This is a genomic window from Nostoc sp. KVJ20, from assembly GCF_001712795.1.
Classification (GTDB): Bacteria; Cyanobacteriota; Cyanobacteriia; order Cyanobacteriales; family Nostocaceae; genus Nostoc.
Genome location: NZ_KV757597.1, coordinates 22,022 through 47,551 on the forward strand (window position 1 = coordinate 22,022; position 25,530 = coordinate 47,551).

Below are 25,530 nucleotides of genomic sequence, written 5' to 3' on the forward strand. Positions count from 1 at the left end.
GAATTCACCACAAACATGAACAATGTTCATTTTCAATATATGAACATTGTTCATGTTTGTCAATGATAATCTTGAAGGATGACAAAAAAATTTCACAAAGCCTCAACCATGCGACGGCAACCCAAGCAGGCACGTAGCCAAGAACGAGTTCATCACATTTTGGATGTGGCAGAGCAGCTTTTTATTGAATTTGGTTATGAGCAAACCACTACAAGAGCTATCGCCACACGTGCAGCCATTCCAGTTGGCTCGTTATACCAATTTTTTCCAGACAAAGAGGCACTTGTCCAGGCGCTTGCCAATCGCTACTTTGAACAGGAATATCAAATTTTTGTACAACTTCATACAGAGCTGGCAAAGGCTGACATTGCTACTTACGTTGAGCGCATGGTAAATGCGTTTGAAGATTTTGCACAGCAGCATCCTGGTTATCGAGCAGTATTAGAACAGTTAATCGACTTGATGACAGTTACTGATGCTAGTAAGTTTAACGAATATGACCAACAAATATTAGTTGAACTCGCTAATTTCTTTTCACGGCGAAATCCTTTACTTGATGCCACTCAATCTCGACTGATTGCCACAACCGTAGTCAAAGTCTCTAATGAACTGCTGTGGCTTTCATTCACGCGTGAGCCACTTGAAGGCAAACAACTGGTGAAGGAAACCAAAACCTTAATTACTGCCTATTTGCAAACATATCAAATTTAACTATCTTGAATATCTTCAATACTTGCTCCCGCCTTTGTGATAAACGTTTTTGCCTCTATGAAGCCCAAAAGTTCTTCTTCAAACGCAGTCAAATACGCCCGCTTCAACTCCCCCAAGTACTTCAACATAGCACTTGGGGCATCTTCCAAGTTACCCTTTTAACCTAATCTACTGATGCGAATTCTGACAGTGTACTCCCCATACTAAAAAAAAACAAAAGATTAACTGGTAGTATTTATGTAACAGTTACATTAATCTCTAATTTCTGACTCCAGAACCTTCAACACTTTCTCTTCCAAATCCGTCAGATAAGCACGATTAAGCTTCCCCAGCGACTCCAAAAACCTCTGCACTGACTCCTCCAGCCCACTCGAATACACCCGATTGATGCGATCACAAATCACCCGCATCTGCTCACACTCGGCAGGCAAGTATTCGTAAGATTTCAGGTGCTGTAACCCAATGGTGTACTCACCATCCCACATTCTCACGGTGCAACTAAACTCATTTGCTTGGCTGACAATCCCCCAACAGCCACCCTTGCCTCTCAGTTCAGAATTGTCTTTAACAAGGATTTGGCACACTTCGCTGATTTGGTAGGTATTGGGTACTTTCGTGCGTTCCATTATGCGCTGCACCGCATCTTTGACGATTCTACCAGTCGGCACTTTCCCACCAGCAAGTTCTACTGCCCTTAGCCACACTTCTTGCTGTTCCTGGGGTTCAAGCTTTGTCATGGGTCGGACTTGGCGCTCACTCGTGGGTAGAATTTGTGATCCATTGGTTGTCAAATTCTCATTTGCCACATTTTGACAACCAATGGTTGTCAAATTTTCGTAAACACCAGCTGCTGCAATCAAATAATTTGATTGTTGCCGACTATGCCCAAAGCGATCGCGGCAATATTCTTCAAAGGTTTTATGCGTGGAGCGATAAAGCCGTCTGTCCCTCAATTCTGTCAGCGCTTTCCCTGCCTCAAAAAACGCTCTTTCCACACGGCGCTCTAGGTGAAGGCGATCGCGCTGTTCTTCTTCTGTCAACTCTGGAACTTCGACAGCAGTAACGGTGATTGTTGCTGTAGCAGGATCTACTTGCTGGGAGATATCCTCATTTGTAGAGCTAGCTGGTGGTTCTGAGCCACTGGATGCGCCAGAGGTGGCTTTTTTGCGTTTACGAGGTGGTTTGTTCATCATTCCACCTTTAATTTGCCAGTGTTTAAGCAGGAATTGAGTTCTGCCATTATGTAACTGTATTAGCTAAGATCACCTCTGTTGAACCAGCAGTTACTTTGTCCTAGTCAATGAACTGTACAGTAGTTAATGGATTGACAATTATTTTTTAAAAAAATTTCTATTTAGTCTTCATGCTGACCTTTTTTCAAATGGCAACACTATACTACCGACAGATTTTTTTGCTTTCTTGTTGCTTTGAGATTTAGACTCATCTACAGGACTATTTTGCTCCGTGGCTGGAGTAATTGTACTTATGGGTAGTTGTGAGTTTTCCTCATCATCCGGCACACGAACTAGTAACTCACCAACTTCGCATTGTAAAATTTTGCACAACTTATCTAGCGTATCTAAAGGTATTGACTTAGCTATTTTTGATGAATATTTTTTAGATCAGCCGTTAGAACAGCTAACTGGCGATAAATTGCAACGGCTGCTGGAGAGAGCGGAGTTAGTCACAGCGTAATTCAAACAGTAAACAGTTAACAGTTATCAAAATTCAACACTGTTAACTGATAACTGGTAACTGCTCACTGATTATTTTCCTTCATTCACCTATTCATCTATGCAACCCACAATCTCGATCCCTCAACACTGGCCCTACCCTCGCTTTAACTTGGAACAGCGTACACAACAGGGCATCATCCTGGGACTTTATTACTATCCTTTGGGTACAGAGTTGGCTGAACAATTTGATGATGGTTGGCGCTATGTGCTGATGCCTAACAAAAACTCTAACGAAACATCGTACTTGCAAGAGGAGCAAATCCAACCGCTCACACCAGAAGAATTATTCCACCAAATCACTGCTGAAATTGACTTTTACCAACAGCAGATAAATATTCTTAACCGTCAGTTAAGCGTATTAACTAAGGATGCAAACAATGGCTAAGGAAGTAAGGAGTTAGACCGTGAATAATAGGGAAAAAAGAGAAGGGTTAAAGGAGAATGGAAACATCCATATTTAAAAATACTTGCTCTGTACTGTATTGAGAAAAGTCTTTTCTCCTCCTTCCTTTGCCCCTTACCCTTTCCCCTTTCCCCCTCCAATTCACACCTTTCTGATTAATACAAAAGCGTTCATCTAAAGGAATGCCATTACTTTAGATGAACGCACGGAAGTTTTTCTCCCGCTACAGATTTCTAATTATCGCACACAAAGCATTAATCAATGAAACTTTCGCTGAGGTGAAATATGACTTAAGAAGTGGTGTTGAAATCAATATCTAAAATTTGGAAATTTAGTTAGGAGTCAATATGAATTTACCTTTGAATCAAAATGTTTTTATCGAGTCTCCCTCATTGAGAACTTCTGCACTTTCTAACCTTGATGATTCACGCGCAGAAATGGTTCTAAGCAAAGCCAAAGCAATAGTGTTCGCTGTCTGGGAGGGTAATGGTTGGGCGACTACTGGAATGATTGCAGAATATTTTTCAGTCACAGAATCCGCAGTCAAAGAAATCTACAGAGTCAATCACTCAGAATTCCAAGCCACAGAAACTAAAACCCTTACAGGTAAAGAGCTAAGGGATGCTCGACAGATGCTCTGTCTACCATCAAAAACATCCCAGGCGAGAGTTTTTTCGGCTCTTGGGGCGTTAAGAATCGCAATGATGTTACAGCAATCCACAATCGCAGCACAAGTTAGAACCATCATTTTAGACTTAGTTGCAGCCATTAAAAGTGTTCCCTCTCAAACTCATTCACCTATCCCAGCCCTCCCTCCAGTCGAGCAACGGCTACATACTTTCGTACAGGCCATGAAGACTTTAGCCGAACTCACCGGTGGCAGACTCAACCCATACATGGAACAAAATTGCAAAGACTTCGCCGCCAATCTGATAGCTGACTACAACAGACAGTCCTTAACCGGCACACAAGAAAAGTGGATGGGCGTGGTGAATTTTGCTGAGAGCGAACTTGGTAAAAAAGTCCCCCTGAGCGGCGCTCACTATCGGGGACACTTGGGCACATGGGTGAGAACATTTTACTCACACTTAGGCGATCGCCAAGAAACACGATTAGTCAATGGCGTTCAACAGCACATCTATGTCTACGCTTGTCACGATCCGGCTGTTGCGGCTGGGTTGACCAAAGCTATAGAAGAGTTCTTTGCTCACCCTAGCCCTGGTGCAGCGCTAAGGCAGGCGGGGGCTTTCTCAAAGAAAGCTGTAGTTACTGCTTGATGGTCATTGGTCATCGGTCAAGCAGAGCGATCGCCGAATCAGAGAAAATTAAGACTTTTACAACAAAGGCAAATTCTACCTTGAGGGGAAAGGATATGGAACTTGGAATTTTTCAAAAAGACGCACTCATTGAAAAACTAGCTAAGAAATTCTATGCGCTTCTTGGCTATGTAGTCCCCGAAGACTATCGGATGCAATCAGCTACACATCCAGCAGAAAGAGCGTGTGTGGCTATGGCTATTTTCGCAGTCGAAGAATTTGAATCCATCAAAGATGAGTGTTCAGATGAGGATGATGACGAATATGAAACCGATTGTTTATTCCCTGAAGAACGTTTGTTGCCAGGGGTTTAATTGAAGCGCGGGTAATGCACCAAGGAAATACTTTCTTACAAAATACAAGATGGGTAAGTGGATATGAAAGCCATAGTCACAGTAGTTGAAAAAATCTCATCTGAAGCTCACATTGATATTCCTGAAGGTTTAGCAGAATTAGGCATTAGACAGCATGTTGTAGACCATTACAACAGTGGACAAATGCTTGCCTTACTGAATATCTTCCACGTTGATTTTGAATCTATCAGCGTTCACATTGGTAAAAAACCCCAAATTACTTGGCAAACCGGAAAGTCTTGGAGTTCAAAGCGTCTCTATTACTTTTGTAAACTTGGAAGATTTACTTTGACTCTGTTAACTGACACAGAGCAGAACTTAACTCGTACAGAAGTTTACTTTGGGCATCACGAGCAACTTATTTATACGTCAGAAAAAGAGATATCCAAAGAATTGGCAACAGTTGAACTCCAAAAGTTCTTAAGTGGATTGGCTGTTGAACTTCAGACTTTAAGCCACATTGAATTTAGTGAGGATGAAGTATGACTGTTACACCATTATTAGCGCCAGAAATCACCGTCATCGAAACTGTCACCCGACATCCTCTAAACTTTTACGAATCTCCATCGTGGTTCACAACGGAACTACTACGGCGCAACAGATAACATCACGATTTCGTGTTTTGTTTGGGACAAACGCACTACACAACAACGAATTATTACACGCCCTGCTAATAGAATTGCTGGCTTTTACAAAACCCCAGATAAAGCGATTAGTCCTCAATCCGCTTTATCGATTGTGAGCGAAATCGCCAACAGTGAAATTAGTACCTACTATCAAAGATATCTTTAATTATGGGAAGTTTAATTGGGACACTTAAAAAGCACGCACGCCGAATAGGAATATCTTTAGAAGAGTATCAATCCCTGGTAAATTCGGGTCAAAAATGGTGCTACAAATGCAGACAATGGAAAAATAAAACTAATTATAGCCAAGATAAAAGCAGGTGGGATGCTTTAAAAGCAATCTGTAAAAATTGTGACTACCCTAAAAAAGACAACTCTCCAAGTAAGCCCGAAAGAATTGAAAAAGCAAAAACTGGCTTTGCGTGGTGTCGTGGATGCAAGGAATGGATTCAAAAAGTTACTAATAGCAAATGGCGAGGGGCTTGTACATCCTGTCTTGCAAGGGAACAGAAGAAAATATACCACGAAAATGAAGAAACTAGATTTAAAATTGTGCAGCGTGTAAGAGATAGGCGAAAAAAAATAGATCCTATTTCTCTGCATTTAAAAAATGAATTGATGAATATATCTAAGGGTTTGTGTGTTTATTGTTGTAAAAGCCAAGCTACTGGATTGGATCACGTCATTCCTGTTGTCAAAGGCGGTAAATCAAAAAAAGGAAATCTTGTACCGTGCTGTCGTCACTGCAACAGTTCAAAAAATCACTCCAATTTAAATGAATGGCTAGCTAAAAACAACATAATCCCTCATGAAGTGTTTTGGATTTTATTTACAGAGGAGCAAACAAATGAGTAGTATTACACAAATATCTTGGACTGACCAAACAGATAATATCATCCGTGCAAAAGTTGGCGGTTGGTGGTGTCATAAGAAAAGCGAGGGTTGTGCAAACTGTTATGCAGAGAAATTAAATCAAAATTCTTTCTTTGGCGGAAACAAGCAACCCTACTCTGGGCAACCACCAGAGCTAGTGTTAGATACAGAAGCTATTCGGAAATGGGGATTCCAAAGAAAACCTAAGAAGCATTTCGTTTCTTCAATGACTGATGTTTTTGGTGAGTGGGTTCCGCGTTTTTGGCAACATGAAATGCTGGACGGAATGTTCGTTGCACCCAATCAAATATTTCAGATTCTCACTAAACGCCCAGAAATCATGCTGTCATCTATGGATGAATGGCTTTCTTGTCATGGACTAGACAAGCTACCTTTAAATATTTGGCCAGGAACTTCGATTGAGAATCGCCGCACTTTAGAAGAACGTAGTCAATTTCTTGCTCAAATTCCGGCTTTAATTCGGTTCTGGTCAGTTGAACCATTACTAGAAGATTTGGGTGATATTACTCACTATTTGAATGATGCTCAGTTAGTCATTGTTGGTGGTGAATCTGGCCCAAATTCCAGACCATGCCACATTGAATGGATTAATTCAATTGTCCAACAATGTCACGCAGTTAAAACACCTGTGTTTGTGAAGCAGTTGGGGGCGAATGCAATATTTGGGGGACAGCGATTCAAAACCCGTGACAAAAAAGGGGGAAAAATTGAAGAGTTTCCTCTTCATCTGCAAGTTAGACAATTTCCGTTTGATGCGTGAATAAAGCAAAACCCCCGCCTGTAGCGCAGTGCGGGGGAAGAATAAACTCACAATTTTTGAGGAATGGAGAATATAACCATGATTCTAGCAGAAAACATGATGAAAGGAGGTCTAGAAAGATGAATTGGCTCTCTGACCAAAACAGTTTTCTAGCCTGGGAATCGCGTTCTAGGGACACGATAGAAGTCAAACGTTGTTATGTAGACGTGGCTGGCGGTGACTTAATCGCTGGAATTTTACTTAGTCAGATCATTTACTGGCATTTACCGGATCATGAAGGGCAACCCCGACTCAGAATTGAACGTGAGGGGCACAAGTGGCTGGCTAAAAAGCGTGATGATTGGTGGAAAGAGTGCAGAATTACACCCAAGCAATTTGATACAGCTATCAAGTTATTAGAGTCCAAAAATCTAATTGTGACTGCGCTTTACAAATTTGCTAATAGTCCAACTAAACATATCCGAATCGACTGGGAGAATTTTCTTGAACTACTAAATCTTGTAGTTCAAACTCCATCATTAGCTCCTGAACATATCAAAACACAAGTAGCTTCTGGTTCTGACGAAAAAGTGAATTTCCGAAAAGGTGAAAATGGAATTGCCGAAAAGGTGAAAATGGAATTTCCGAAAAGGTTAAATTCCAATTGCCGAAAAGGTGAAAATGATCTAATAGATACAGAGATTACTTCAAAGATTACTTCAGAGATTACACACAATGCGCCCCTGGCTTCGCCACCCGCGCCCCCCACCCAAGAGAGTGTGTGTGAAAAAGAAGAACTTGATTTAACAACGGAAGAAATTGAACTTGAAAAACCAATTCCAGAAAAACCAAGTTTAGAAGAATCAACCCCACAACAACGCGCTTCGTTGTCAAAAAATTCCGAGTCTTTGCAACAAACCGATAACCCCTCAAGTGGATCAACTATTGCGGCAGGGTCATTCGAGAAACGCGAACAAGCGAATAAGCCGCAACTAACCTTTCCCTACAAGACAGCGCAGAACGTAAAAGAACTGATTGATGCTTGGCTAACAGACCCGACTGCTATGAGTGATGATTCTCTACCACTGCTTGTCAGAGAAACAATCAAGTGGAATTGCTGGGTTTTACCTTGGCGCAATGGAGAACGAAAGCTGAATAACCTCTACCAGAACTTCAACCCGATAGTCGTGGACTTCTTGGCTGCTGAGTTAGCCACGAAATCGAAACGCTCCGCACAACAGGAAATAGATCATGCGATCGCAGTCATGAATACCTGGGAGAAAACCAAGGGTGGTTGGACGAACCTGATGCAGCGCTATCAGCAAGCATTGCAAACACACAAACAGCCCATTGCTGGCACGCAAATCAACGCTTCAACTCAGACACCGGACAATACCACCGCTACCACGCTCGAAGATGCGTTGGCACAAGACCATAAGCGCCGTCAGCAAGAACAATCCATTCGGGTTCCATCCAATGGCTATCAAAACAGCCCACAAATGCTGGAGCTAAAGGCAAAACTTCAAGCCGCAGCTTCTTCTGCAAAAGTTCCGAGCAACAACAGACAATCTTCCACAAATTTGCGAGAAGTTGAAGCGCAGTTAAAATTAGCACTAAGAGCATAATTATGCACTCTAATCAAGACAACGTAATTCCTTTTGGCTCTAACTATCCAGTTTCAGGTCTGCCTCCACAAAACATTGAGGCTGAAGAAGCTATTTTAGGCGGAATTATGCTTGACCCAGAAGCGATGACTAGAATCAGCGATCGCTTAGTGACCCAAGCCTTTTACATCAGCGCCCACAAAGATATTTATCAAGCCGCAGTCCAACTTCATGCTACATACCAACCCACAGATTTACTTTCTGTCACCGCATGGTTGGCTGACCACAATTTGCTCAATCGCATTGGTGGCAGAAATAAGCTAGCGACTTTGGTAGACCGCACTGTGTCCGCCGTTAACATCGATGCTTTGGCTGATTTGGTAATGGAGAAATATCGACGGCGGCAGCTAATCAAAGTGGGCAATGAAATTGTCCATCTCGGTTACGAAACAGAAACTGAACTACCACTTGTCCTTGGGCAAGCTGAGGCGAAAGTTTTCACCGTTACCCAAAATCAAAGCGATGAACGCTGCAAGGTTTTCTCAGCGCAAGATATGGGCATTGAACTTTTTCAAAAGCTGGAGATGGGGAATATGGCAGGCGACAAAGTTGGTTGGTACGACCTCGAAAATATCACTGGGGGGATTTATCCCAGCAGCTTGGTAGTAGTAGCAGCTGAATCCCACATGGGTAAAACCCACTTCATGATTTCTTACGCTTACGAAATCATGACCAAACTTGGAAAACCAGTTCTGTACGTAACTCCAGAAATGGACAAGAATCAACTTAATGCCCGAATGCTAGCCCGAATCACAGGCGTAGACGCTTCTATGATTCAAACCAATACTCAATGTTACTGGGAGCAAATAGCACAAGGCATAGGACAGATGGTGGAGTTGCCTTGGAAAGTTTACGAGCATTCTTCCCCTACAACCACAATGATTGCTTCTGCTGTGCGCCGTGCTATTGCCGAATTTGGTGGTTCTATTGGTGCTGTGTTTATTGACTACTTGCAGCAGATTCCTCTGGAATCCGGCGGAAACATGGCTTTTGAAGTCGGCAAGATTACCCGTCAGATTCGGGATATTGCCAAGTCTCATAAAATCCCTGTTTTCTTGGGCTGTCAAATCAATCGGGGCAATCAAACAACGGCTGATAAACGCCCCAATCGTCATTTACTCCGCAACTCTGGTGAAATCTTTGAGGTTTGTGACCAGTTAATTATGCTTTACCGCGATGCTGTCTACACAAAAGACCCAAGCGATCGCACTATCGAGTTAATTGTTGAGAAAAACCGCCTTTACGGTAAGCTCGGCACTGCGACGATGTTGTGCGATTTATCTACATCGAAATTTTTGAACTTGGCGAGGTGAAGGCGATGGAGTTAATTAATTGGGTGTACTGCTGCCGCCGTTGCGATCGCGTAAATACTCCCAAATTCTGCGGATTTCCTCTTGAAAGACTTGGCGATCGCGTTCGGCATCACGTTGGGCAACACGTAGTCCTTCTTGATGTAAACGGGCTATCTCACTTAATTCTCTCACTGTACGCTCTAGTCGGGCGACAGTTTGTGAGTTACCCCGTGTCTCCCTTCGATTGGCATCTTGTATTGTACGGAGTAAATCTAGCTGGTCGCCCACTTCTTCTAAGCGAGTGTCAATATCGTCTAGTCTGACGTTGATATCTTCTGGTTCAAGAGAAGAAGTCATGATGGGATTCACCTCTGTTTACTTTCCATAATGCCACAAAGATCATTTCCCCAACTTTTTAGAACCCATGAAAGCGCTATCTGTTCGTCAGCCTTGGGCATGGGCAATTATTTATGCTCTCAAGGATATTGAAAACCGTGGCTGGCCTATTCATTATCGCGGTGACATTCTGATTCACGCTGCAAAAACCTGCACCAAAAAAGAGTACCAGGTAGCGAGAGAATTTTGTCAAAGCATGGGGGTAGTAATCCCAGAGTTAATCTCTCTACGTCGCGGTCAAGTTATTGGCATTGTCACAATAGTTGACTGCAAGTTTTCACAAGTTGCGTCTGGTTGGGGGATGGCTGGGCAATACCATTGGAAGCTGGAGAATCCGCGAGAAATCACACCAATTCCTTACATTGGTCAACTGGGGATTTTTGAAGTACCGGATGATTTGGTCATGGAGGTGGCTGCATGACTAAAACAGTTCCCATGATTCGCACACTACAACACCTTGGGGCAACCAGGGAAGATATTATCGCCTTTATCAAAAAAGCGAAAACCAAAAAGACATCGCCAAAATTAGATGTCTGCAAAAATTTTGATAACACAAAATTAAAACCAGTTCTTCCAGATGATGCACTGATCGCTGTAATACTTTTCGCGGGTGGCGGCGGGATTGAAGCTGGAATGGTTGAAGCTGGTATTCGCCCAGTTATTGCAGTAGAGTTTGACCCAACTAAACCAGAACTAAGTCGGGCGATAGCCTTTACCCATCACCACAACTTCAGCGAATACGGCTGTAGAATAATCCAACTAACAGTTCAAGAAGTAGCACAGTCAGGATTTCTAGGTTTTCCACGAAGACCCGATTACCTCCATGCCTCCCCGGTGTGCGCCAACGTAAGCCTTGCCCATACAGCTAAAGCGGGCAAGGGTATTGAAACAGCTGATTAGACTATTACGTAGAAAAGCGAGCTGCACACGCTGTATGAAAAAGTTTATAGCCATTGCGTACTGATAAAGATTAATGAGGCTAATTTTTCCTTAATTAGCATTTGAAGAGTTAACTTGGCTTCAATTCTGGGAACTATCATAGGAGCTACCAAAATCTATTAGAAAACAACATTCAGACAAGTATTAATGTTTAAATTAATTGCTCATATTCCTGACTATAGTATTACAAGTTTAATTTATGAAGCTGCTACCACAGTAATTTATCGAGCATACTCCAAGGCTAAGGGACACTCAGTTGTTATTAAACTGCTCAAAGCAGAGTATCCCAGTATCAAAGAGATTGCCCAACTCAAGCACGAATACGAAATCATCCAAAATCTGAATATTGCAGGTGTAATTAAAGTCCATGAATTAATCAGTTATGACAACGGCTACAATAATGGTCTAGCACTGGTTTTAGAAGACTTTGGTGGAGAAACCTTAAAACATCAGATATTTACTACAGGGATTGAACTGACAAAATTTCTGAATATTGCCGAACAAATTACTGAAACTTTGGGAGAGTTACATACCCACCACATTATCCATAAGGATCTTAAGCCCGAAAACATTCTTTATAACCCCAATACCGAAAAAGTAAAACTGATTGATTTCAGTATCGCTTCGCTGTTATCAAAAGAAAGCCCAGAAATTACTAGCCTCAACCTTCTAGAAGGAACACTGGCTTATATGTCGCCTGAGCAAACTGGACGCATCAACCGAACCTTAGATTATCGTACAGATTTTTACTCATTAGGTGTCATTTTCTATGAAATGCTGACAGGTCACCTCCCGTTCCAAAATGCCCAAGACCCAATGGAGTTGGTGCATTGTCACATTGCGAAAATGCCAGTAGCTCCGCACGAGATTAATCCTAAAGTACCACTGGCAATCTCTGCGATCACGATGAAACTTCTAAGCAAAACTGCTGAAGACCGCTACCAAAGTGCTTACGGGTTAAAGGCTGACCTAGAGCAAGCAGCGATACAACTGCAAATAAAAGGTAGCATTGAGCTTTTTACCTTAGGCCAACAGGATTTTTCGCATCAATTCCAAATAGCTCAAAAACTTTATGGTCGGGAAGTAGAAGTGGCGGCTTTAATGGCTGCCTTTGAAAAAGTTAGTCTTGGTTCTAGCGAAGTTGTGTTGGTAGGGGGATATTCTGGTATCGGCAAATCTTCACTAGTTAACGAAGTTCACAAACCGATTGTCCGGCAACGAGGTTACTTTATCAGTGGCAAATTTGACCAACTCAAGCGAGATATTCCTTATGCTTCTTTGATTCAAGCATTTCGAGAATTGATGCGACAACTGTTAGCTGAAAGCCAAGCCAGAGTTGAGCTTTGGAAAAATAAATTACTACGAGCATTAGGAGTTAATGGTCAAGTTATTATTGATGTCATCCCGGAAGTAGAACTGATTATTGGGCAGCAAGCGCCTGTACCGCAGTTGGGGGTTGCTGAGTCTCAAAACCGTTTTAATCGGGTGTTTAAGCAATTTATCCATGCCTTTACTGCTGCTGGACATCCCTTAGTATTGTTTTTAGATGACCTCCAATGGGCAGATGCTGCCTCTGTAAACCTGGTCGAAAATCTGATGACTGACCCAGAAAGTCAGTATCTCTTGCTGATTGGGGCTTACCGAGATAACGAAGTTAGTCCCACCCATCCACTGATGCTAATGCTAGAGACAATTCAAGCATTTGGGGCAACCGTTGAAGAGTTACTTTTGAAGCCATTAGCAGCACCTCATATTACTCAACTGGTTACTGACACGTTCAATTGCGAATCATCTCAGGCAGAACCTTTAGCTGATTTGCTATTTCAAAAAACCCAAGGTAATCCCTTTTTCTTGACTCAGTTACTAAAAGTACTGCATCAAGATAATCTTTTGACATTTGATTATCGTTCGGGTTTCTGGAAGTGGGATCTCAACAAAATTCAGGAACAAGCCATTACCGATAATGTTGTCGATTTAATGGTGAATAAAATTCAGAGACTGTCAGAACCCACACAGCAAGTTTTACAATTAGCTGCTTGTGTCGGCAACCGATTTAATTTAGAAATTCTAGCTGTAGTAAATGAAAAATCTCCATCAGCAACAGCAGTTGATTTATGGTCAGCTTTGCGAGCAGGATTAATTCTTCCCTTAAGCGATACTTACAAAATTCCCCAGTTGTTGAATCAGTCAGAATTAGCAACATACTGCGATACTGCGGTACAAGTTGAATATAAGTTTTTGCACGATCGCGTTCAGCAAGCTGCCTATTCTTTAATTCCAACCGAGCAGCAACAAGAAGTACATCTAAAAATTGGAAAACTACTATTACACAATACTGAAAAAGCCCAGTTAGAAGAACATCTTTTTGATATCGTCAACCATCTCAATGCTGGTAGTTCATTGATTGTGGAACCAGCAGAAAGATATGAACTAGCAGAATTAAATCTGAAAGCAGGCCAGCGAGCAAAATCATCTTCGGCGTTTGTAACTGCATTAAAACTTCTGAAAACAGGGATGAGTTATCTACCTAAAATTAGCTGGCAAGATAAATATTTACTCACATTAAGTTTACACTTACAATCTGGAGAAGCAGAATTTTTAAATGGTGAATATGAGCAAGCCTTGCTGATTTTTGAACATACTTTCAGCAAAGTTAAAACTACTCTTGATATGTGCCGAGTAAATGAATATCGGATTATGTGTTATCGCATGGAGAATGATTTAAACTCCGCCTATAAAATTGGGTTAAATACCTTAGAACTTTTAGGCTTGGAGTTTACAGCTTATCCTGATGATGCATATTTGTTAGAAAAACTTAATCATACTAAAAAAGTTATTGGCGATCGCTCAACTTTTAGTCTCGCAGAACTCCCGCCAATGCAAGACGAAGAGAAGTTAATGGCTCAACGCATCTTAAAAGAAGTCTGGCCTATTGCCTACTTTTTAGGATCTAAAGCATTGCATATCACATCAATGAACATAACTCAACTTTCAGTTCAGTATGGCAACTCACCAATTTCTGTATTTGGTTACATGCTGTATTCATTCAACTTAGTATTTCAATATGGTGAGGTAGATTCAGGTTATGAGTTTGGTGAGCTATCTCTGCGTTTGCATGAAATTTTAAGAACTAAAGAACTAGAAGCAAATATTTTGAATATGTGGGGAGGTTTAATCTGTCATTACAAAGACCATATTAGCCAAGCAAAACCTTATTTATTGAAGGGATTTAATAGTGGTTTAGAAACAGGTTCTTATCAATGGTCTGGTTATTGTTCAGTTAATTATTTATGGCAATGCTTATTTGGAAATGAATCTTTAGAAAAAACCGCAGAAGTAGCCGAAGATTTTATTCCTAGCCTCCGCAAGATTGATAGAAATATGTTGAACTACCATCTGCTGGCTATGGAAGCGATCGCTAACCTGATTAAGCCAGCAGAAAAGATTGACGAGCTTGTTGGAACTTGGGCAGATGAACGGCAAGTGCTAGAATTTGCATTGGCATCTTCGGATATGTTGAGTGCATTTGTAGTTTACATCTATAAACTTGCGCTCTGTAACTGGTATGGAGAATTTATCAAAGCTGTTGAGTATGCAGACAATGCCGAAAAATATGTAGGGGGAGCGCGAGGAATTTTTATTAATCCTGTTTTTTACTTTCACCAAAGTATTGCCTTAGCAGGGGCTTATGCAGAGGTAGATACAGAAACTCAAGTTACTTATCTGCATACACTAAATGCCAACTTAGAAAAATTCCAGCAATGGGCAATGCACTGTCCAACTAATTATCAACACAAGTTCTTGCTGATTCAAGCTGAAGTGGCTCGGATTGATAAACAAGATTATCAGGCAATGGAGCTGTATGACAAGGCGATCGCTTCTGCTGCTGAAAACGGTTATTTACAGAATGAAGCCTTAGCAAACGAACTCGCATTTCGATTTTACTTGGCAAAGGATAGAAAAAACTTTGCCAAAGTTTATTTTAAAGAAGCCCGCTATTGCTATCTCAAGTGGGAAGCTACGGCTAAAGTCCAGCAACTCGATGAACAATATTCCCAACTTTTTGCAGATACAGCCGGGGAGGTAAATGGGCGAGGTCCAGCTACAAAGCAGATTCGGGATATTTCTGAAGCTAAAATCCAAACTCTAGATTTAAGCACAGCGATTAAAGCGTCCCAAGCACTCTCAAGCGAGATGGAGTTAAATCCTCTGCTGGAGAAAATGATGACGATCGCGATCGAGAATGCTGGTGCCCAAATGGGTTATCTACTTATAAAACGGGAGAACCAGTGGGTAATTGAAGCCGAAGGAAGCATTGAGCGAGATCGAGTGACAGTGCGATCGTCGAGTCTGTTTCAAGTAAGGCATAAGCTACCAGTTTTGCTGATTAACTATGTTGAAAGAACAAAAGAAAATTTGGTTTTAGACGATGCTAGCCACACAGAGCGTTTTGTGAGTGACAACTATATTGTTGCCAATCAACCCAAATCAATTTTGTGTTTGCCTTTCTCTCATCAGGGTAAGCTAACTGGAGTTCTTTACCTGGAAAATAACCTCACTACCGGAGTCTTTACCGCAGAGCGATTAGAAGTACTGAACTTATTAACTTCGCAAGTTTCCATCTCTATAGAAAATGCTCGCCTCTACACAAACTTACACATATACTCCCAAGAGTTAGAAATTTCGGAAACACAAGCGCGTGAGAAAGCAAAGCAGCTAGAACACACGCTCGATGAATTGAAGCTCACCCAGTCCCAGATGGTGCAAAGCGAAAAAATGTCTAGCTTGGGGCAGTTGGTGGCAGGCGTTGCTCACGAAATCAATAACCCAGTTAGCTTTATCTACGGCAACCTTATTTACGTAAATAATTATGTCAAAGACTTGATGAGTGTAGTACAACTTTATCAGCAGCAAAACCAGAATTTACCACCTAAAGTTCAGAATGAAATAGATGCAGTTGACTTAGATTTTTTGATGGAAGACTTACCTAAGCTGTTGGCTTCAATGAAAGTGGGAACTGATCGCATTCGACAAATTGTATTATCTTTACGAAACTTTTCCCGCTTAGACGAAGCTGAAGTCAAAGCCGTTAATATCCATGAAGGCATTGATAGTACCCTAATGATTTTGCAAAATCGGCTTAAACCCCAGCCAGATCATCCGGGAATTCAGGTAATACAGGAGTACGGCAACCTGCCACCTGTAGAGTGCTACCCTGGCCAACTGAATCAGGTATTTATGAATTTAATCGCCAATGCCATCGACTCTTTAGAGGAATTTAATGAATACCGGACCTATGCTGATATCGCATGTCAGCCCAGTATCATTACAATTCGTACTACTATTGAAGGCAATATTGCCGTCATTCGCATTGCTGACAACGGTTCTGGTATCGATGAAAATGTGCGGACGCAACTTTTCACGCCCTTTTTTACCACAAAACCTATTGGGAAAGGCACTGGTTTAGGGTTATCTATTAGTTACCAGATTGTGACTAATAAGCATCGAGGGCAGTTGGAATGTGTATCAGTTTTAGGACAAGGGGCTGAATTTATTGTTTCTATCCCCCTTCAGGCAAGACTAGTGTAGAGCGACGAATTATTTTGACTAGGGCAGTTACTTTTCCTAATTGTTCATCTACCACTTGAAACAATTTAATTACATCCTCTTCCAAAGCAACATCAGCCGCAACTGCAATCAGTCTACCTCCCATCTTTGCAATAGAACTAACAATTGCCTGTGCCGCTTGTTGATTATGAAGATAATTAATACAGATAGCATAACCCGTAGAGAGTTTACTGATGGGAGCAAGCATTGTTTTTCTGCGGGTTATCTGATGATAGTCAGATAACTTGACTTTCAGAGTTAATGTGTGTCCTCGCGTTTCGTATTGTTCTAACCGTTGCTCGACAATTTGGGCAATTTGTTCGAGTTCTTGTAACATTTGACCGACATCGCTTAAGTCCTGTGCAAATGAGGTTCTGCACCAATGGACTTGCGAACCTGATTCGCCTCAACATAACAATTCGCAATTTGCAATTATTCACCACACCCAAAGGTAAGGGCTTGAATATAGTTTCTCCTCTACCCCCCATCCCCTCTAACCCTCTGCCTTTTCTTGCCCTGACAAAATCACATTGCTTCCGATGTCATCTGAAATTAACTCGCACAATTATATCGTTGAAATCTCGATCGCCACCATTTGGTAAATCCTCAAAGCCAAAGGTGTTATTGCCTAATAAGCGGATGTGATCTACTTGCCGATCGCTAGTCGGATTAGCACCCAAAAATGAGAAATAAACAGGATTTCCTCGGCTTATATATGTGTTGGGATCGCCATTAGCAATAATAAATGGTGCAAAAATACTATCAGAACTGAATTGTTCATTAGATGTGATTGTTGCTTGGTTCGTTCCTGTTAATCCGACAATCCTACTATTAATTGCTGCCTCAGTATACCCTGAGTCTCCAGGTTTATAAATCGTACCATTGACATTAATAGTACCAGTCTCATCAGTCACCTGATAAAAGCCAATAAAGTTGTTATAAGCCGCTTCTCGGTTAACAGTAAAGGTAGCGTTCACATTATCACCGATATAAAGCAGTTCTCCTTGAGTTGAACCTTGCTGACCAAATTCGTTACTCAAGCCGGAATCTAATGATTGATTTGTTGCCTGAATATTCACCGTTAGATTAGTAAAATTCAGGGAGAAACCATTGTTACCCAAGTCTTGAATATTTTGGGTTGAGGAAAACACTATGTCAGTATAACTAGCTTTACTGATTACAGTTTGAGTTGTAGTGCCTTGAACTAAATAAAATCTGAAGTTAGAACCAGAGTCTAATTGCAGTGAGCGAATAACATCGCTGTTACTGAACCCATTTGGCAAATTGGCAATGGTGGAGAAAAGTACCTTGGCTCGTGCTAAAGCTGCTTTGTTATAACCGTCTGCACCTGGAAGAAGTGATTTACCAGTATCATCTTTAACGCTACCCGCAGCATCATCAACATTAAATACACCTAGTTCATTCAACCGATTAGGATTAGGAGTACTGCTAGCGATCGTGATTTTGAGTATTGCTTGATCATTAGTACCTTTAATGTTAAAAACGTCCTCAAAACCCTTTGTTAATTCAGGAGAGATAACGATATTGTTATTGTTAACACCAATATTCAACGCTTTCTCAAAGGATAGTCCACTTTGGTCTGTTGTTTTTACCCGAATTTTGTAACTAGATTTGACATCAAAGTTTGGAGCATTATTAATTTGTAACTTATCCCCATTGATAGTAAAAACAGCATTGTCGGTATCATCAATACCAGCAACTAAGCTGTAGGCAAAAGTATTATTCGCGTCTGGGTCAGTGCTGCTAAATGTGCCAATGATTGTATTAACTGAAACATTTTCGTCAACAGTTGTAACATCCAATGATAAATCTGTAGGTGCTTCGTTGAGGTCGTTGACTGCGATCGCCAATGCTTTTTCAACGAAAAGTCCATCATTATCGGTAGTGCGAACGCGGATATTGTAACTAGATTTAGCCTCAAAATTTGGAGAACTATTAATTTTTAGATTACCGCCATCAATGGTGAAAGCAGCATTATCAGTATCACCATCCCCAGCAACTAAAGTGTAGGTAAAAGTGTCATTGGTGTCTGGATCGGTGCTGCTAAATGTGCCAGCGATTATATTAGCTGAGACATTCTCATCAAGATTTGTAACATCCAATGATAAATCTGTAGGTGCTTCGTTGAGGTCGTTGACTGCGATCGCCAATGCTTTTTCAACGAAAAGTCCATCATTATCGGTAGTGCGAACACGGATATTGTAACTAGATTTAGCCTCAAAGTTTGGAGAACTATTAATTTTTAGATTACCGCCATCAATGGTGAAAGCAGCATTATCTGTGTCACCATCCCCAGCAACTAAAGTGTAGATGAAAGTGCTATTGGCATCTGGGTCGGTGCTGCTAAATGTGCCAACGATTGTATTAGCTGAGACATTCTCATCAACAGTTGTAACACCCAATAATAAATCTGTTGGCGCGTAAATAGGGGTATAAGTAATGCTATTGTCTCTCTCGGCATCAAAAAAAATGTCAGCGTTGACTGTAAAAACACCAGAAATGACAAATTGCAATCCCAATCCTTGATCTGCAATTTCTCCTGATTGGTTGGTTAATAATACTGCTTGAGAATCATCAGTTTGCGTGAAAATATATCCATCGTAGGTAGCAGAAATATTTAAGCCTTCCTCAAGTGTTACTTGTTGATCGTCAGCAGCAGCTTGATTGAAGAAGAAGTTGCCTGTGAGACTTTGGTCAGTGTTAGAAAATTTATAATAAAGGATTGAGTCAGCCATTTTTTTACCTAGATAAAGAACAGGTGGAAAAAGATAGAAATAGCTTTTTATTAAGCAGAGACATGTATAGTCACATCTCTGCTAAAGCCAGTCTTCTGGTCAGTGTTCAAGAAAGCGGTGTGTTAATGTGGCGGAGTTCCTCCACTCGTGAGCGCAGTATTCATAGCTTGAAATATCTGGGTCTGATCAACTACTCCCCGAACACCAGGCACGCTGTAAGTAGTACCAGAGCTATCTGTCATCTGGAAGCGTTGACCCAAGAATTTAGTCAAAATTGATGAATTAGCACCTTGGTAGTAAACAGGCACAATCCGTCGGCTGTGGCTACCCCAAAGATATTTTTTACTTGGGTCAGATCCCCAGAAGTGACCGGCATTTGCTGGAAGGTGCTGGTTAAAAGTGATGTCCTTGGCGTTAAACTTCAAATCTCTAGACACATTTGGATCTTGAGCAGTTAACTTGGAGAGGAAGTTGGAATTTAAGGTGAGATAGTGGTCATGGTCAGCCGTAACAATTAGCAAGTTTTTGCTCCAACCGCCATTGTTGTTGATCCAATTAATGGTTGTTTGCACGGCTTTATCGAAGTCATTCATCGTACCAATCAGGTTATCCATGTTGTTATCATGGGCAGCCCAGTCGATATCACCGCCTTCAACCATCAGCCAGAAACCATCTTGGTCTTTACCCAGAACTGTTAAAGCTGCTTGAGTCATGTCAGCTAAAGTGGGATTTTCGTTAATCTCTCTGGCAATGAAGCTAGCGTCAGTTTCACCAGGAGACAGAGGACGAACAGTATCAGGGTTAGGAGTTTGATTTGTAGAAGTTGTGGTGCTATAGAGTGTAAATTGACCTAAACCTGTTGTGCTGTAGTCCCCTTTGGAAGAACTCGTAGGAATGTTGCCATCTTGACCGCGAGCGCCATACAGACCAAATAACTTGCCGCCAGTGTTTGGGTCAATTGATGCTGCTGTGTTCAATAGTGTCTGAGTTGCATTCGGGCCACGCTCCAAAAAGGTGTAGCCGTAGCGATTGTTAGGATTTGATGAAGCAGGAGCTGAACAAGCGGCTGCATCGCTCAAGGCTGTTTTACCAGTCAACTCTTTGTAAGTAGATGCCTTGATGTAGGTGTAGCTAGTGGCATTACAGAGTGGGCCGGAACTGGTAGTGTTCTGGTGATCTAATGGATGACCGCCGCCCAAAATAACATTAGGCTGAAAGTTCAGTAATGCCTGTTGCAAAATACTGTCTTGATTAGTCTTGTTGGGATCGTAGTCACTATCATACTTATTACGACGATTTACGAAGGAGACGGCAGCGCCGGGAGTTGCATGGCTGACTGGTACTGAAGTAACGACTCCCGTGGACTTACCCTGTTGTTTGGCAATTTCGACGATGGTTGTCAGCTTCTGCTCGTAAATGTCTACGCCCATCGCGTTGTTATAGCTCTTTACACCTGTATAAAGAGTTGTGGCGGTGTTAGCAGAGTCGGGATAGCTGTACTTGATGTACTCTTTGTCATAATTACCGGGGTTGGCAGGGGATAGGGGAATCCAAGGAGTAGGGCCTCCCTTGGTTACGTCATAGCCTGCTAAGTTACCTGGTAGTGAGGTGTCGCCATTGATTGTATTACCAGGATTAAATGGGGTGGGCTGGAATGAAAAGCCTGGACGAACAGGACTTGCACCTGTAAGTGAATTACTTCCATCCAGGGCAGAGTTGCCTGTTGATTTAACTGAGTTACTTCCCTCAATTGTTGTGCCGTAGGTTGTTACTAGCCCATATCCAGTAAGAGTTTGGAAGCTCAAACCGGAACCTTTCCCGGCTGTGTAAAAAGCCCCACCTTTGGCGATCGCCGCAGCCCGAGCCATATTCCAACCCATACCATCGCCAATCATCAGAATCACGTTAATCCCATTACCAGCAGCTAAGGCAGGTCGAATCACAGGATTACCAAATATCAGCATCATGGCAGACAAAAAACTGGCCATAAAAAAGGCCAGAGGTCTCCGGCACTTTCCAAAAAGTGAAATCATTGCAATATCTCTTACAAGTTAATTGAACAAGTCTTAGCAGTTAATTATTGATAAAAATTCGGTTCTAGATGAGTAGTAGCGAAGTCAGAAATCGTCACAGACTCAGTAGAATTCGGTTGAGATGCTATAACTGGTTGTTGGTGTGATATTCCTAAGGAAAGTAGCATTGCAAAAACCAGACCAGATATGAACCAAACTAATGAACGTTTGTACTTTTGCAGTAATGAAATCATTACGAAATCTCCTTGTAAATAAAAGTTTTGGTTGACATTAGTCCCGCTGTGCCGAATTCAAAATTATGATCGGCTAAAGGTTTGAGCGGGATTGATTGGCAGATAACATTAAAGCTAAATCCTGATTTAATAAAGGATTAATAGAAGTTTCTGAGAGGGATTTATAGCTACTGAGTTGCAAAGTCATTTCTGTAATTCCAAAAGTTTTTTGCAGATGAATTTGCAATTTTTGCAAAAGGCGATCGCGCTCATGAATAGTTGCACATTCCACGGTTAAATTCGCGCATAACATCACACTATTGGAATTAATTTTCCAAATATGTAGTTTCTCTACTTGCAATACATTAGGAAAAGATTTGATAAAGATTTCTACTTGATCTGGAGGAATGGATTCTGGCGCATACTCCAAAAATATGTTCAGGCTTTCTTTGACTAAAGGTAAAGCACTTAAACCAATAAAAACAGCAACTACTAAACTAATAGCAGCATCCGCCCACCACCAATGGTAAATATGAATTAATAAGGCAGCAATAATTACACCCACAGAACTTACAGTATCAGCAATTACATGCAGAAATACTCCTTGTAGATTTAAATCATTATGAGTGTGGGGATGAAGCCATTTAATGCTAAATATATTAACGATTAAACCCAAAACTGCAATGAATAACATTGGTAAACCCAAAATTGGTTCTGGATTTTGCCAACGATGAATCGCTTCCCAGATAATAAAGTTGGCGATCGCTATTAAACTAAACCCATTAATTAAAGCTGCAAAAACTTCCAGGCGCTGGTTCCCAAATGTTGCCCTACTTTTAACAGGTTGTTGGGCAAAAATAGTAGCAAGCAACGATATCAATAAAGCTGCCACATCAGCAAGAATATGTCCTGCATCTGCCTGCAAGGATAAACTCCTGCTCCACAAACCTACACTCCATTCTGCAACCAAAAAACCCACCAGTACATACACTGCTATCCACAAAAATTTAGACTTTTGCTGGCACGAAATCATTTTAGGAGAATCATCTGCACAAGAACATTCACACCATTTAAGTGATAGCATTAGGAAAAAATCTTATAGCGTTTCAAAGTAATCTCAATTAGAAAATACATCTTTTTATTTTGAGTATATAGAACTCCTATTTGATTGCATTAAAAAGTTCACTAAATATAAGAGAAATATTAGCTTGAGGCAGTCAGCACTGCTTTAACAGATTTGTCTCTGTCCACCAGACTTTAACAAGCACAGTTTAAATCTAGCAACTTAGTGTCCAGTATAGTATTTTTACTGAAAATTAAAAATTGTATAGCACTAGTACCTGATTTTTTATGTTGCTTTATAGTTGTTTTAAATTATACATAAAAATTTATACAGTATTATCTCGTAGTCTTTTTCAAAAATCAAATCGGATTGCTATAGCTGTAACTACGCTGTAGCCAATCATTTCTAGACGCGTTTGTAAAATCCGGCGGATGCTGGCTTCGTCATCTACTACTAAGATTGTGCCTTTCTCACCTGATAAGTTTCTCAACGCTGTTCCTTTCCAGCGAGAACTTTTAACCATCCATTATCTGCTCATTAGGGAGATCCAATAAATAAATCAGCCCAGCCGTATCAATAATATTTTTGGCAAAACCGAGAGATTTAGGCGCTTTCGCCCTCAAGGCGAAAGCGACGGCTGGGCTGATTTATTCTTGGCAAGTGCCTTAGGAGTCAAAAACGCAAAACAGTATTGACATACAGTCATGAGGAAAGAAGCAATCGCTTAATACTTGCATCTGTGCAACAGATTATGCTGGGGCATCTACCCGAAAACAGATTTGTACACAGTTAATAAATTCTTACAATTTGGGACTCGTATTTCTCATACATTTGGTGTACCTTGTTAATTCTGTGCAAATTATTTATACCTAACTTCTCCCAAATTTACTCATCCAAATTTTGAGCCAATGCCTTTGAAGGAACAGCCAATGAAAACTTCTAATGATACAGATACTAAGAAAATCATCAAAAAATCTGATAAGCTTAGCCTGAGACAGATGAAGCTAATCGAGGAGGCAGAAGACCAACTTCTTCAAGCTAATACTGTCAATTCTACTGCCCCTGTGATTGAGGAAAAGCTAGTAGCGATTCAAGAGCCAAAAGAACCGAACTACATTCCACTACGGGATAATCCCATAGTCCAATCCGTGGGGAAATCAGGTTGGCAGATTTCCGATATTTGGCGGGATATCCGCGTGGATGATTTCTGTAATTGATGGTTGCGAAAAGCAAGCGCCCAGCGTAGCCGAGCGCTTCTGAAATCAAGCTCAAGATTGATGTTCATTCTGATACACACCATGCCAGAATGCGATATTCTAGCGTCTTACAGTTTGAGATACATCTAAATTACCGTTTCAATTGCGAACTTTACCCGCAATTACTCTAGCTGGCAATCGTAGGCTGTGGAGGACGATTGTTGCTTGGCTAGGAGGGGAGGCGATAGCTATAGCAGGGTATATAAGGGTGCAATGCAATCGCAGACGCGCAAATTATCGTAGCTTTTAGCACTTCCCATTATGTTATCTTTTTAACCTTTTTCAACCCCGACTGAGCAAAGAAATTTCACGGTTGAGGATGCTGAGAATAGTTATAAATGTTAGTAAGGTAATATCTTTAAAGCTAAAACAAAGAAGGCGAAATTTCAAATGAACAAAAATGTCTCATTGACCTCTTTTCCAAGGTTAGAGACAGAGCGTCTGTTTTTGCGTCAAGAAACCCCAGAAGATGCTCCTGCTGTTTTTACAGTGTTTTCAGCTCGAAATTGAGAGCAGTGTAGGCTAACTAATACAACCAGATAGATTAACATAGAGCCGAGATGCCACAATGCTAAAGGTGCAACAGCCCAAACCATCGTCCTGACAACGGAACAACTTACAGTTAAATCGGGTACTCACAATGAGAGTACCCTTGGCTGAGTCATATCTACTACGGAACACCTGACCATTCTTGAACTACTTGGTGGGATCAAAAGCTACGACTATCTTCCTCCAGGTGGGAAAATAGTCATATTTTGACAACAAATTGTTGTCAAAAGCTGGGCAAGCGTTGCCCCCCGAAGTAGCAATCGTTGGTTGTGGAGGCGCGGTTGTAACAAGGGCAGAGATGAGGCGGGGACGGCGATAGAGATGCTTAAGCCAAAGGCGATCGCAGATGTCACTCCAGTACAAGTCCATAACCTTACTTCCCGGCAATGGCAACCGGGAGTAGTGAAAGACTACTCTTCGCTAGCGGGGTTTGGTGTCGGTGCGCTGTGGGAGGCGAGGGCTTTTATGCTTTCAGTGGGGAGTATGTCGTGGTGGAGAGTGGGCAAGAAGAGAGCTGCATCAAGCTCTACTGTGTAGTACTAAAAATTACAGAAAATCATATACTCTCAACGCAGTTTCTAAAGTTCTGGTTACTTCTGGTTAGCAGTTGGCTTGCGAACAGTCGCAGCAGTTATACGATCAACCAATCCTGGCATAATTAGCTTTACCCAAGGGAGTACTTTACCTTTCAACGTCATGATGTGTTCTCTTTTACGCCGCTCCATCGCCCAGATAATTTGATGTACACACTCATCTACTGACATATTGCCTTGCGTTTCATCACGCGGACTTTTGCCTAATGGTTTTCCATCTGCTCCTAACGCTCGTTGCCGAATATCTGTGGCGACAAACCCTGGTGAAACAACCAATACATCTACTCCTGTTGAGTGCAATTCTATCCGTAATGTATCAAAGAAGCCTTGCATGGCGTGTTTACTGGCAACGTAACCTGTACGAGTCGGTACACCTGTTTTGCCACAAATGG

The 25,530-nt window shown here is 41.5% G+C and carries 27 protein-coding genes; 16 read left to right on the forward strand and 11 right to left on the reverse strand.

All coding sequences use genetic code 11. The features are described 5' to 3' along the window. The first annotated feature begins 78 nt into the window (after positions 1 to 78). Positions 79 to 711, forward strand: coding sequence for a TetR/AcrR family transcriptional regulator (locus A4S05_RS11190; protein ID WP_069069905.1), 633 nt, complete (start codon positions 79 to 81; stop codon positions 709 to 711). Here the strand turns inward: A4S05_RS11190 and A4S05_RS43195 are convergent. The 3 genes from A4S05_RS43195 to A4S05_RS44225 all read right to left on the reverse strand — a co-directional run bounded on the left by A4S05_RS43195 (position 708) and on the right by A4S05_RS44225 (position 2,276). Continuing rightward, positions 708 to 839 (reverse strand): hypothetical protein, encoded by a 132-nt coding sequence (locus tag A4S05_RS43195; RefSeq protein ID WP_256090934.1) that lies wholly within the window; start codon positions 837 to 839, stop codon positions 708 to 710. The two genes, A4S05_RS11190 and A4S05_RS43195, sit on opposite strands and share 4 nt — an antisense overlap. Positions 840 to 962: 123 nt before the next feature. Beyond that, positions 963 to 1,901 carry a hypothetical protein gene (locus A4S05_RS11200; RefSeq protein ID WP_069069906.1) on the reverse strand — a complete coding sequence of 313 codons (939 nt, stop codon included), beginning with the start codon at positions 1,899 to 1,901 and terminating at the stop codon, positions 963 to 965. 171 nt (positions 1,902 to 2,072) lie between these two features. Continuing rightward, positions 2,073 to 2,276, reverse strand: a complete 204-nt coding sequence (locus A4S05_RS44225; protein ID WP_370684425.1) for a hypothetical protein — start codon at positions 2,274 to 2,276, stop codon at positions 2,073 to 2,075. Here A4S05_RS44225 and A4S05_RS43200 point away from each other — a divergent pair. From A4S05_RS43200 to A4S05_RS11245, 10 genes are all read left to right on the forward strand, one after another. Continuing rightward, positions 2,176 to 2,406, forward strand: a complete 231-nt coding sequence (locus A4S05_RS43200; RefSeq protein ID WP_256090935.1) for a hypothetical protein — start codon at positions 2,176 to 2,178, stop codon at positions 2,404 to 2,406. The genes A4S05_RS44225 and A4S05_RS43200 overlap by 101 nt on opposite strands. A 99-nt stretch (positions 2,407 to 2,505) precedes the next feature. Then, positions 2,506 to 2,832: a hypothetical protein gene (locus A4S05_RS11210; RefSeq protein ID WP_069069908.1), complete on the forward strand. Its 327-nt coding sequence runs from the start codon at positions 2,506 to 2,508 to the stop codon at positions 2,830 to 2,832. A 365-nt stretch (positions 2,833 to 3,197) separates the two neighbouring features. Beyond that, complete coding sequence (locus A4S05_RS11215) at positions 3,198 to 4,127, forward strand: hypothetical protein (protein WP_069069909.1); 930 nt, start codon at positions 3,198 to 3,200, stop codon at positions 4,125 to 4,127. After that, entirely contained in the window at positions 4,127 to 4,480 is a 354-nt protein-coding gene (locus tag A4S05_RS11220; RefSeq protein ID WP_069069910.1) for a hypothetical protein, read from the forward strand. Before A4S05_RS11215 ends, A4S05_RS11220 begins: the two co-directional genes overlap by 1 nt. A gap of 63 nt (positions 4,481 to 4,543) precedes the next feature. Further along, complete coding sequence (locus A4S05_RS11225; protein ID WP_069069911.1) at positions 4,544 to 5,005, forward strand: hypothetical protein; 462 nt, start codon at positions 4,544 to 4,546, stop codon at positions 5,003 to 5,005. Then, a complete protein-coding gene (locus tag A4S05_RS43205) occupies positions 5,002 to 5,124 on the forward strand; it encodes a hypothetical protein (protein ID WP_256090936.1) in 123 nt (40 codons plus the stop codon). The genes A4S05_RS11225 and A4S05_RS43205 overlap by 4 nt, the downstream gene beginning before the upstream one ends. 189 nt (positions 5,125 to 5,313) lie before the next feature. After that, a complete protein-coding gene (locus A4S05_RS42575; protein WP_069069912.1) occupies positions 5,314 to 6,000 on the forward strand; it encodes an HNH endonuclease in 687 nt (228 codons plus the stop codon). Next, the gene (locus tag A4S05_RS11235; RefSeq protein WP_069069913.1) at positions 5,993 to 6,799 is read left to right on the forward strand and encodes a DUF5131 family protein; all 807 of its coding nucleotides are present in this window, start codon (positions 5,993 to 5,995) and stop codon (positions 6,797 to 6,799) included. The genes A4S05_RS42575 and A4S05_RS11235 overlap by 8 nt, the downstream gene beginning before the upstream one ends. Before the next feature lie 119 nt (positions 6,800 to 6,918). Next, positions 6,919 to 8,403: a hypothetical protein gene (locus A4S05_RS43210; RefSeq protein ID WP_069069914.1), complete on the forward strand. Its 1,485-nt coding sequence runs from the start codon at positions 6,919 to 6,921 to the stop codon at positions 8,401 to 8,403. A gap of 2 nt (positions 8,404 to 8,405) precedes the next feature. Continuing rightward, positions 8,406 to 9,755 (forward strand): replicative DNA helicase, encoded by a 1,350-nt coding sequence (locus A4S05_RS11245; protein ID WP_069069915.1) that lies wholly within the window; start codon positions 8,406 to 8,408, stop codon positions 9,753 to 9,755. Positions 9,756 to 9,770: 15 nt separating this feature from the next. Here A4S05_RS11245 and A4S05_RS11250 read toward each other — a convergent pair whose 3' ends face one another. Further along, positions 9,771 to 10,091, reverse strand: a complete 321-nt coding sequence (locus A4S05_RS11250) for a hypothetical protein (RefSeq protein WP_069069916.1) — start codon at positions 10,089 to 10,091, stop codon at positions 9,771 to 9,773. A gap of 67 nt (positions 10,092 to 10,158) precedes the next feature. Here A4S05_RS11250 and A4S05_RS11255 point away from each other — a divergent pair, with 67 nt between their 5' ends. The 3 genes from A4S05_RS11255 to A4S05_RS11265 all read left to right on the forward strand — a co-directional run bounded on the left by A4S05_RS11255 (position 10,159) and on the right by A4S05_RS11265 (position 16,658). Further along, a complete protein-coding gene (locus A4S05_RS11255) occupies positions 10,159 to 10,551 on the forward strand; it encodes an ASCH domain-containing protein (RefSeq protein WP_069069917.1) in 393 nt (130 codons plus the stop codon). Continuing rightward, positions 10,548 to 11,030 carry a DNA cytosine methyltransferase gene (locus tag A4S05_RS11260; protein ID WP_069069918.1) on the forward strand — a complete coding sequence of 161 codons (483 nt, stop codon included), beginning with the start codon at positions 10,548 to 10,550 and terminating at the stop codon, positions 11,028 to 11,030. Before A4S05_RS11255 ends, A4S05_RS11260 begins: the two co-directional genes overlap by 4 nt. A gap of 186 nt (positions 11,031 to 11,216) precedes the next feature. Continuing rightward, positions 11,217 to 16,658, forward strand: a complete 5,442-nt coding sequence (locus A4S05_RS11265) for a trifunctional serine/threonine-protein kinase/ATP-binding protein/sensor histidine kinase (RefSeq protein WP_084227077.1) — start codon at positions 11,217 to 11,219, stop codon at positions 16,656 to 16,658. Here the strand turns inward: A4S05_RS11265 and A4S05_RS43215 are convergent. The 6 genes from A4S05_RS43215 to A4S05_RS40205 form a co-directional block, all read right to left on the reverse strand. Continuing rightward, positions 16,630 to 17,013 carry a DinB/UmuC family translesion DNA polymerase gene (locus A4S05_RS43215; RefSeq protein ID WP_069069919.1) on the reverse strand — a complete coding sequence of 128 codons (384 nt, stop codon included), beginning with the start codon at positions 17,011 to 17,013 and terminating at the stop codon, positions 16,630 to 16,632. The genes A4S05_RS11265 and A4S05_RS43215 overlap by 29 nt on opposite strands. Before the next feature lie 205 nt (positions 17,014 to 17,218). Beyond that, positions 17,219 to 19,432: a DUF4114 domain-containing protein gene (locus tag A4S05_RS11275; protein ID WP_069069920.1), complete on the reverse strand. Its 2,214-nt coding sequence runs from the start codon at positions 19,430 to 19,432 to the stop codon at positions 17,219 to 17,221. A gap of 122 nt (positions 19,433 to 19,554) precedes the next feature. After that, positions 19,555 to 21,420, reverse strand: a complete 1,866-nt coding sequence (locus A4S05_RS11280) for an alkaline phosphatase (protein WP_069069921.1) — start codon at positions 21,418 to 21,420, stop codon at positions 19,555 to 19,557. A gap of 89 nt (positions 21,421 to 21,509) precedes the next feature. Beyond that, the gene (locus tag A4S05_RS11285; RefSeq protein ID WP_069069922.1) at positions 21,510 to 21,698 is read right to left on the reverse strand and encodes a hypothetical protein; all 189 of its coding nucleotides are present in this window, start codon (positions 21,696 to 21,698) and stop codon (positions 21,510 to 21,512) included. Between the two features lie 73 nt (positions 21,699 to 21,771). Next, complete coding sequence (locus A4S05_RS11290) at positions 21,772 to 22,761, reverse strand: cation diffusion facilitator family transporter (protein WP_069069923.1); 990 nt, start codon at positions 22,759 to 22,761, stop codon at positions 21,772 to 21,774. Positions 22,762 to 23,092: 331 nt separating this feature from the next. Continuing rightward, positions 23,093 to 23,263 carry a hypothetical protein gene (locus A4S05_RS40205; protein WP_176726975.1) on the reverse strand — a complete coding sequence of 57 codons (171 nt, stop codon included), beginning with the start codon at positions 23,261 to 23,263 and terminating at the stop codon, positions 23,093 to 23,095. 406 nt (positions 23,264 to 23,669) lie between these two features. Between A4S05_RS40205 and A4S05_RS11295 the strand changes: the two genes are divergently transcribed. Continuing rightward, entirely contained in the window at positions 23,670 to 23,957 is a 288-nt protein-coding gene (locus A4S05_RS11295; protein WP_069069927.1) for a hypothetical protein, read from the forward strand. Positions 23,958 to 24,866: 909 nt separating this feature from the next. Continuing rightward, on the forward strand, positions 24,867 to 25,082 hold the full coding sequence (locus A4S05_RS11300) for a hypothetical protein (protein ID WP_069069924.1): 216 nt from the start codon (positions 24,867 to 24,869) through the stop codon (positions 25,080 to 25,082). Between the two features lie 53 nt (positions 25,083 to 25,135). Here A4S05_RS11300 and A4S05_RS11305 read toward each other — a convergent pair. After that, on the reverse strand, positions 25,136 to 25,530 hold a 395-nt coding region (locus A4S05_RS11305), incomplete at its 5' end, for an SDR family NAD(P)-dependent oxidoreductase (RefSeq protein ID WP_141699694.1).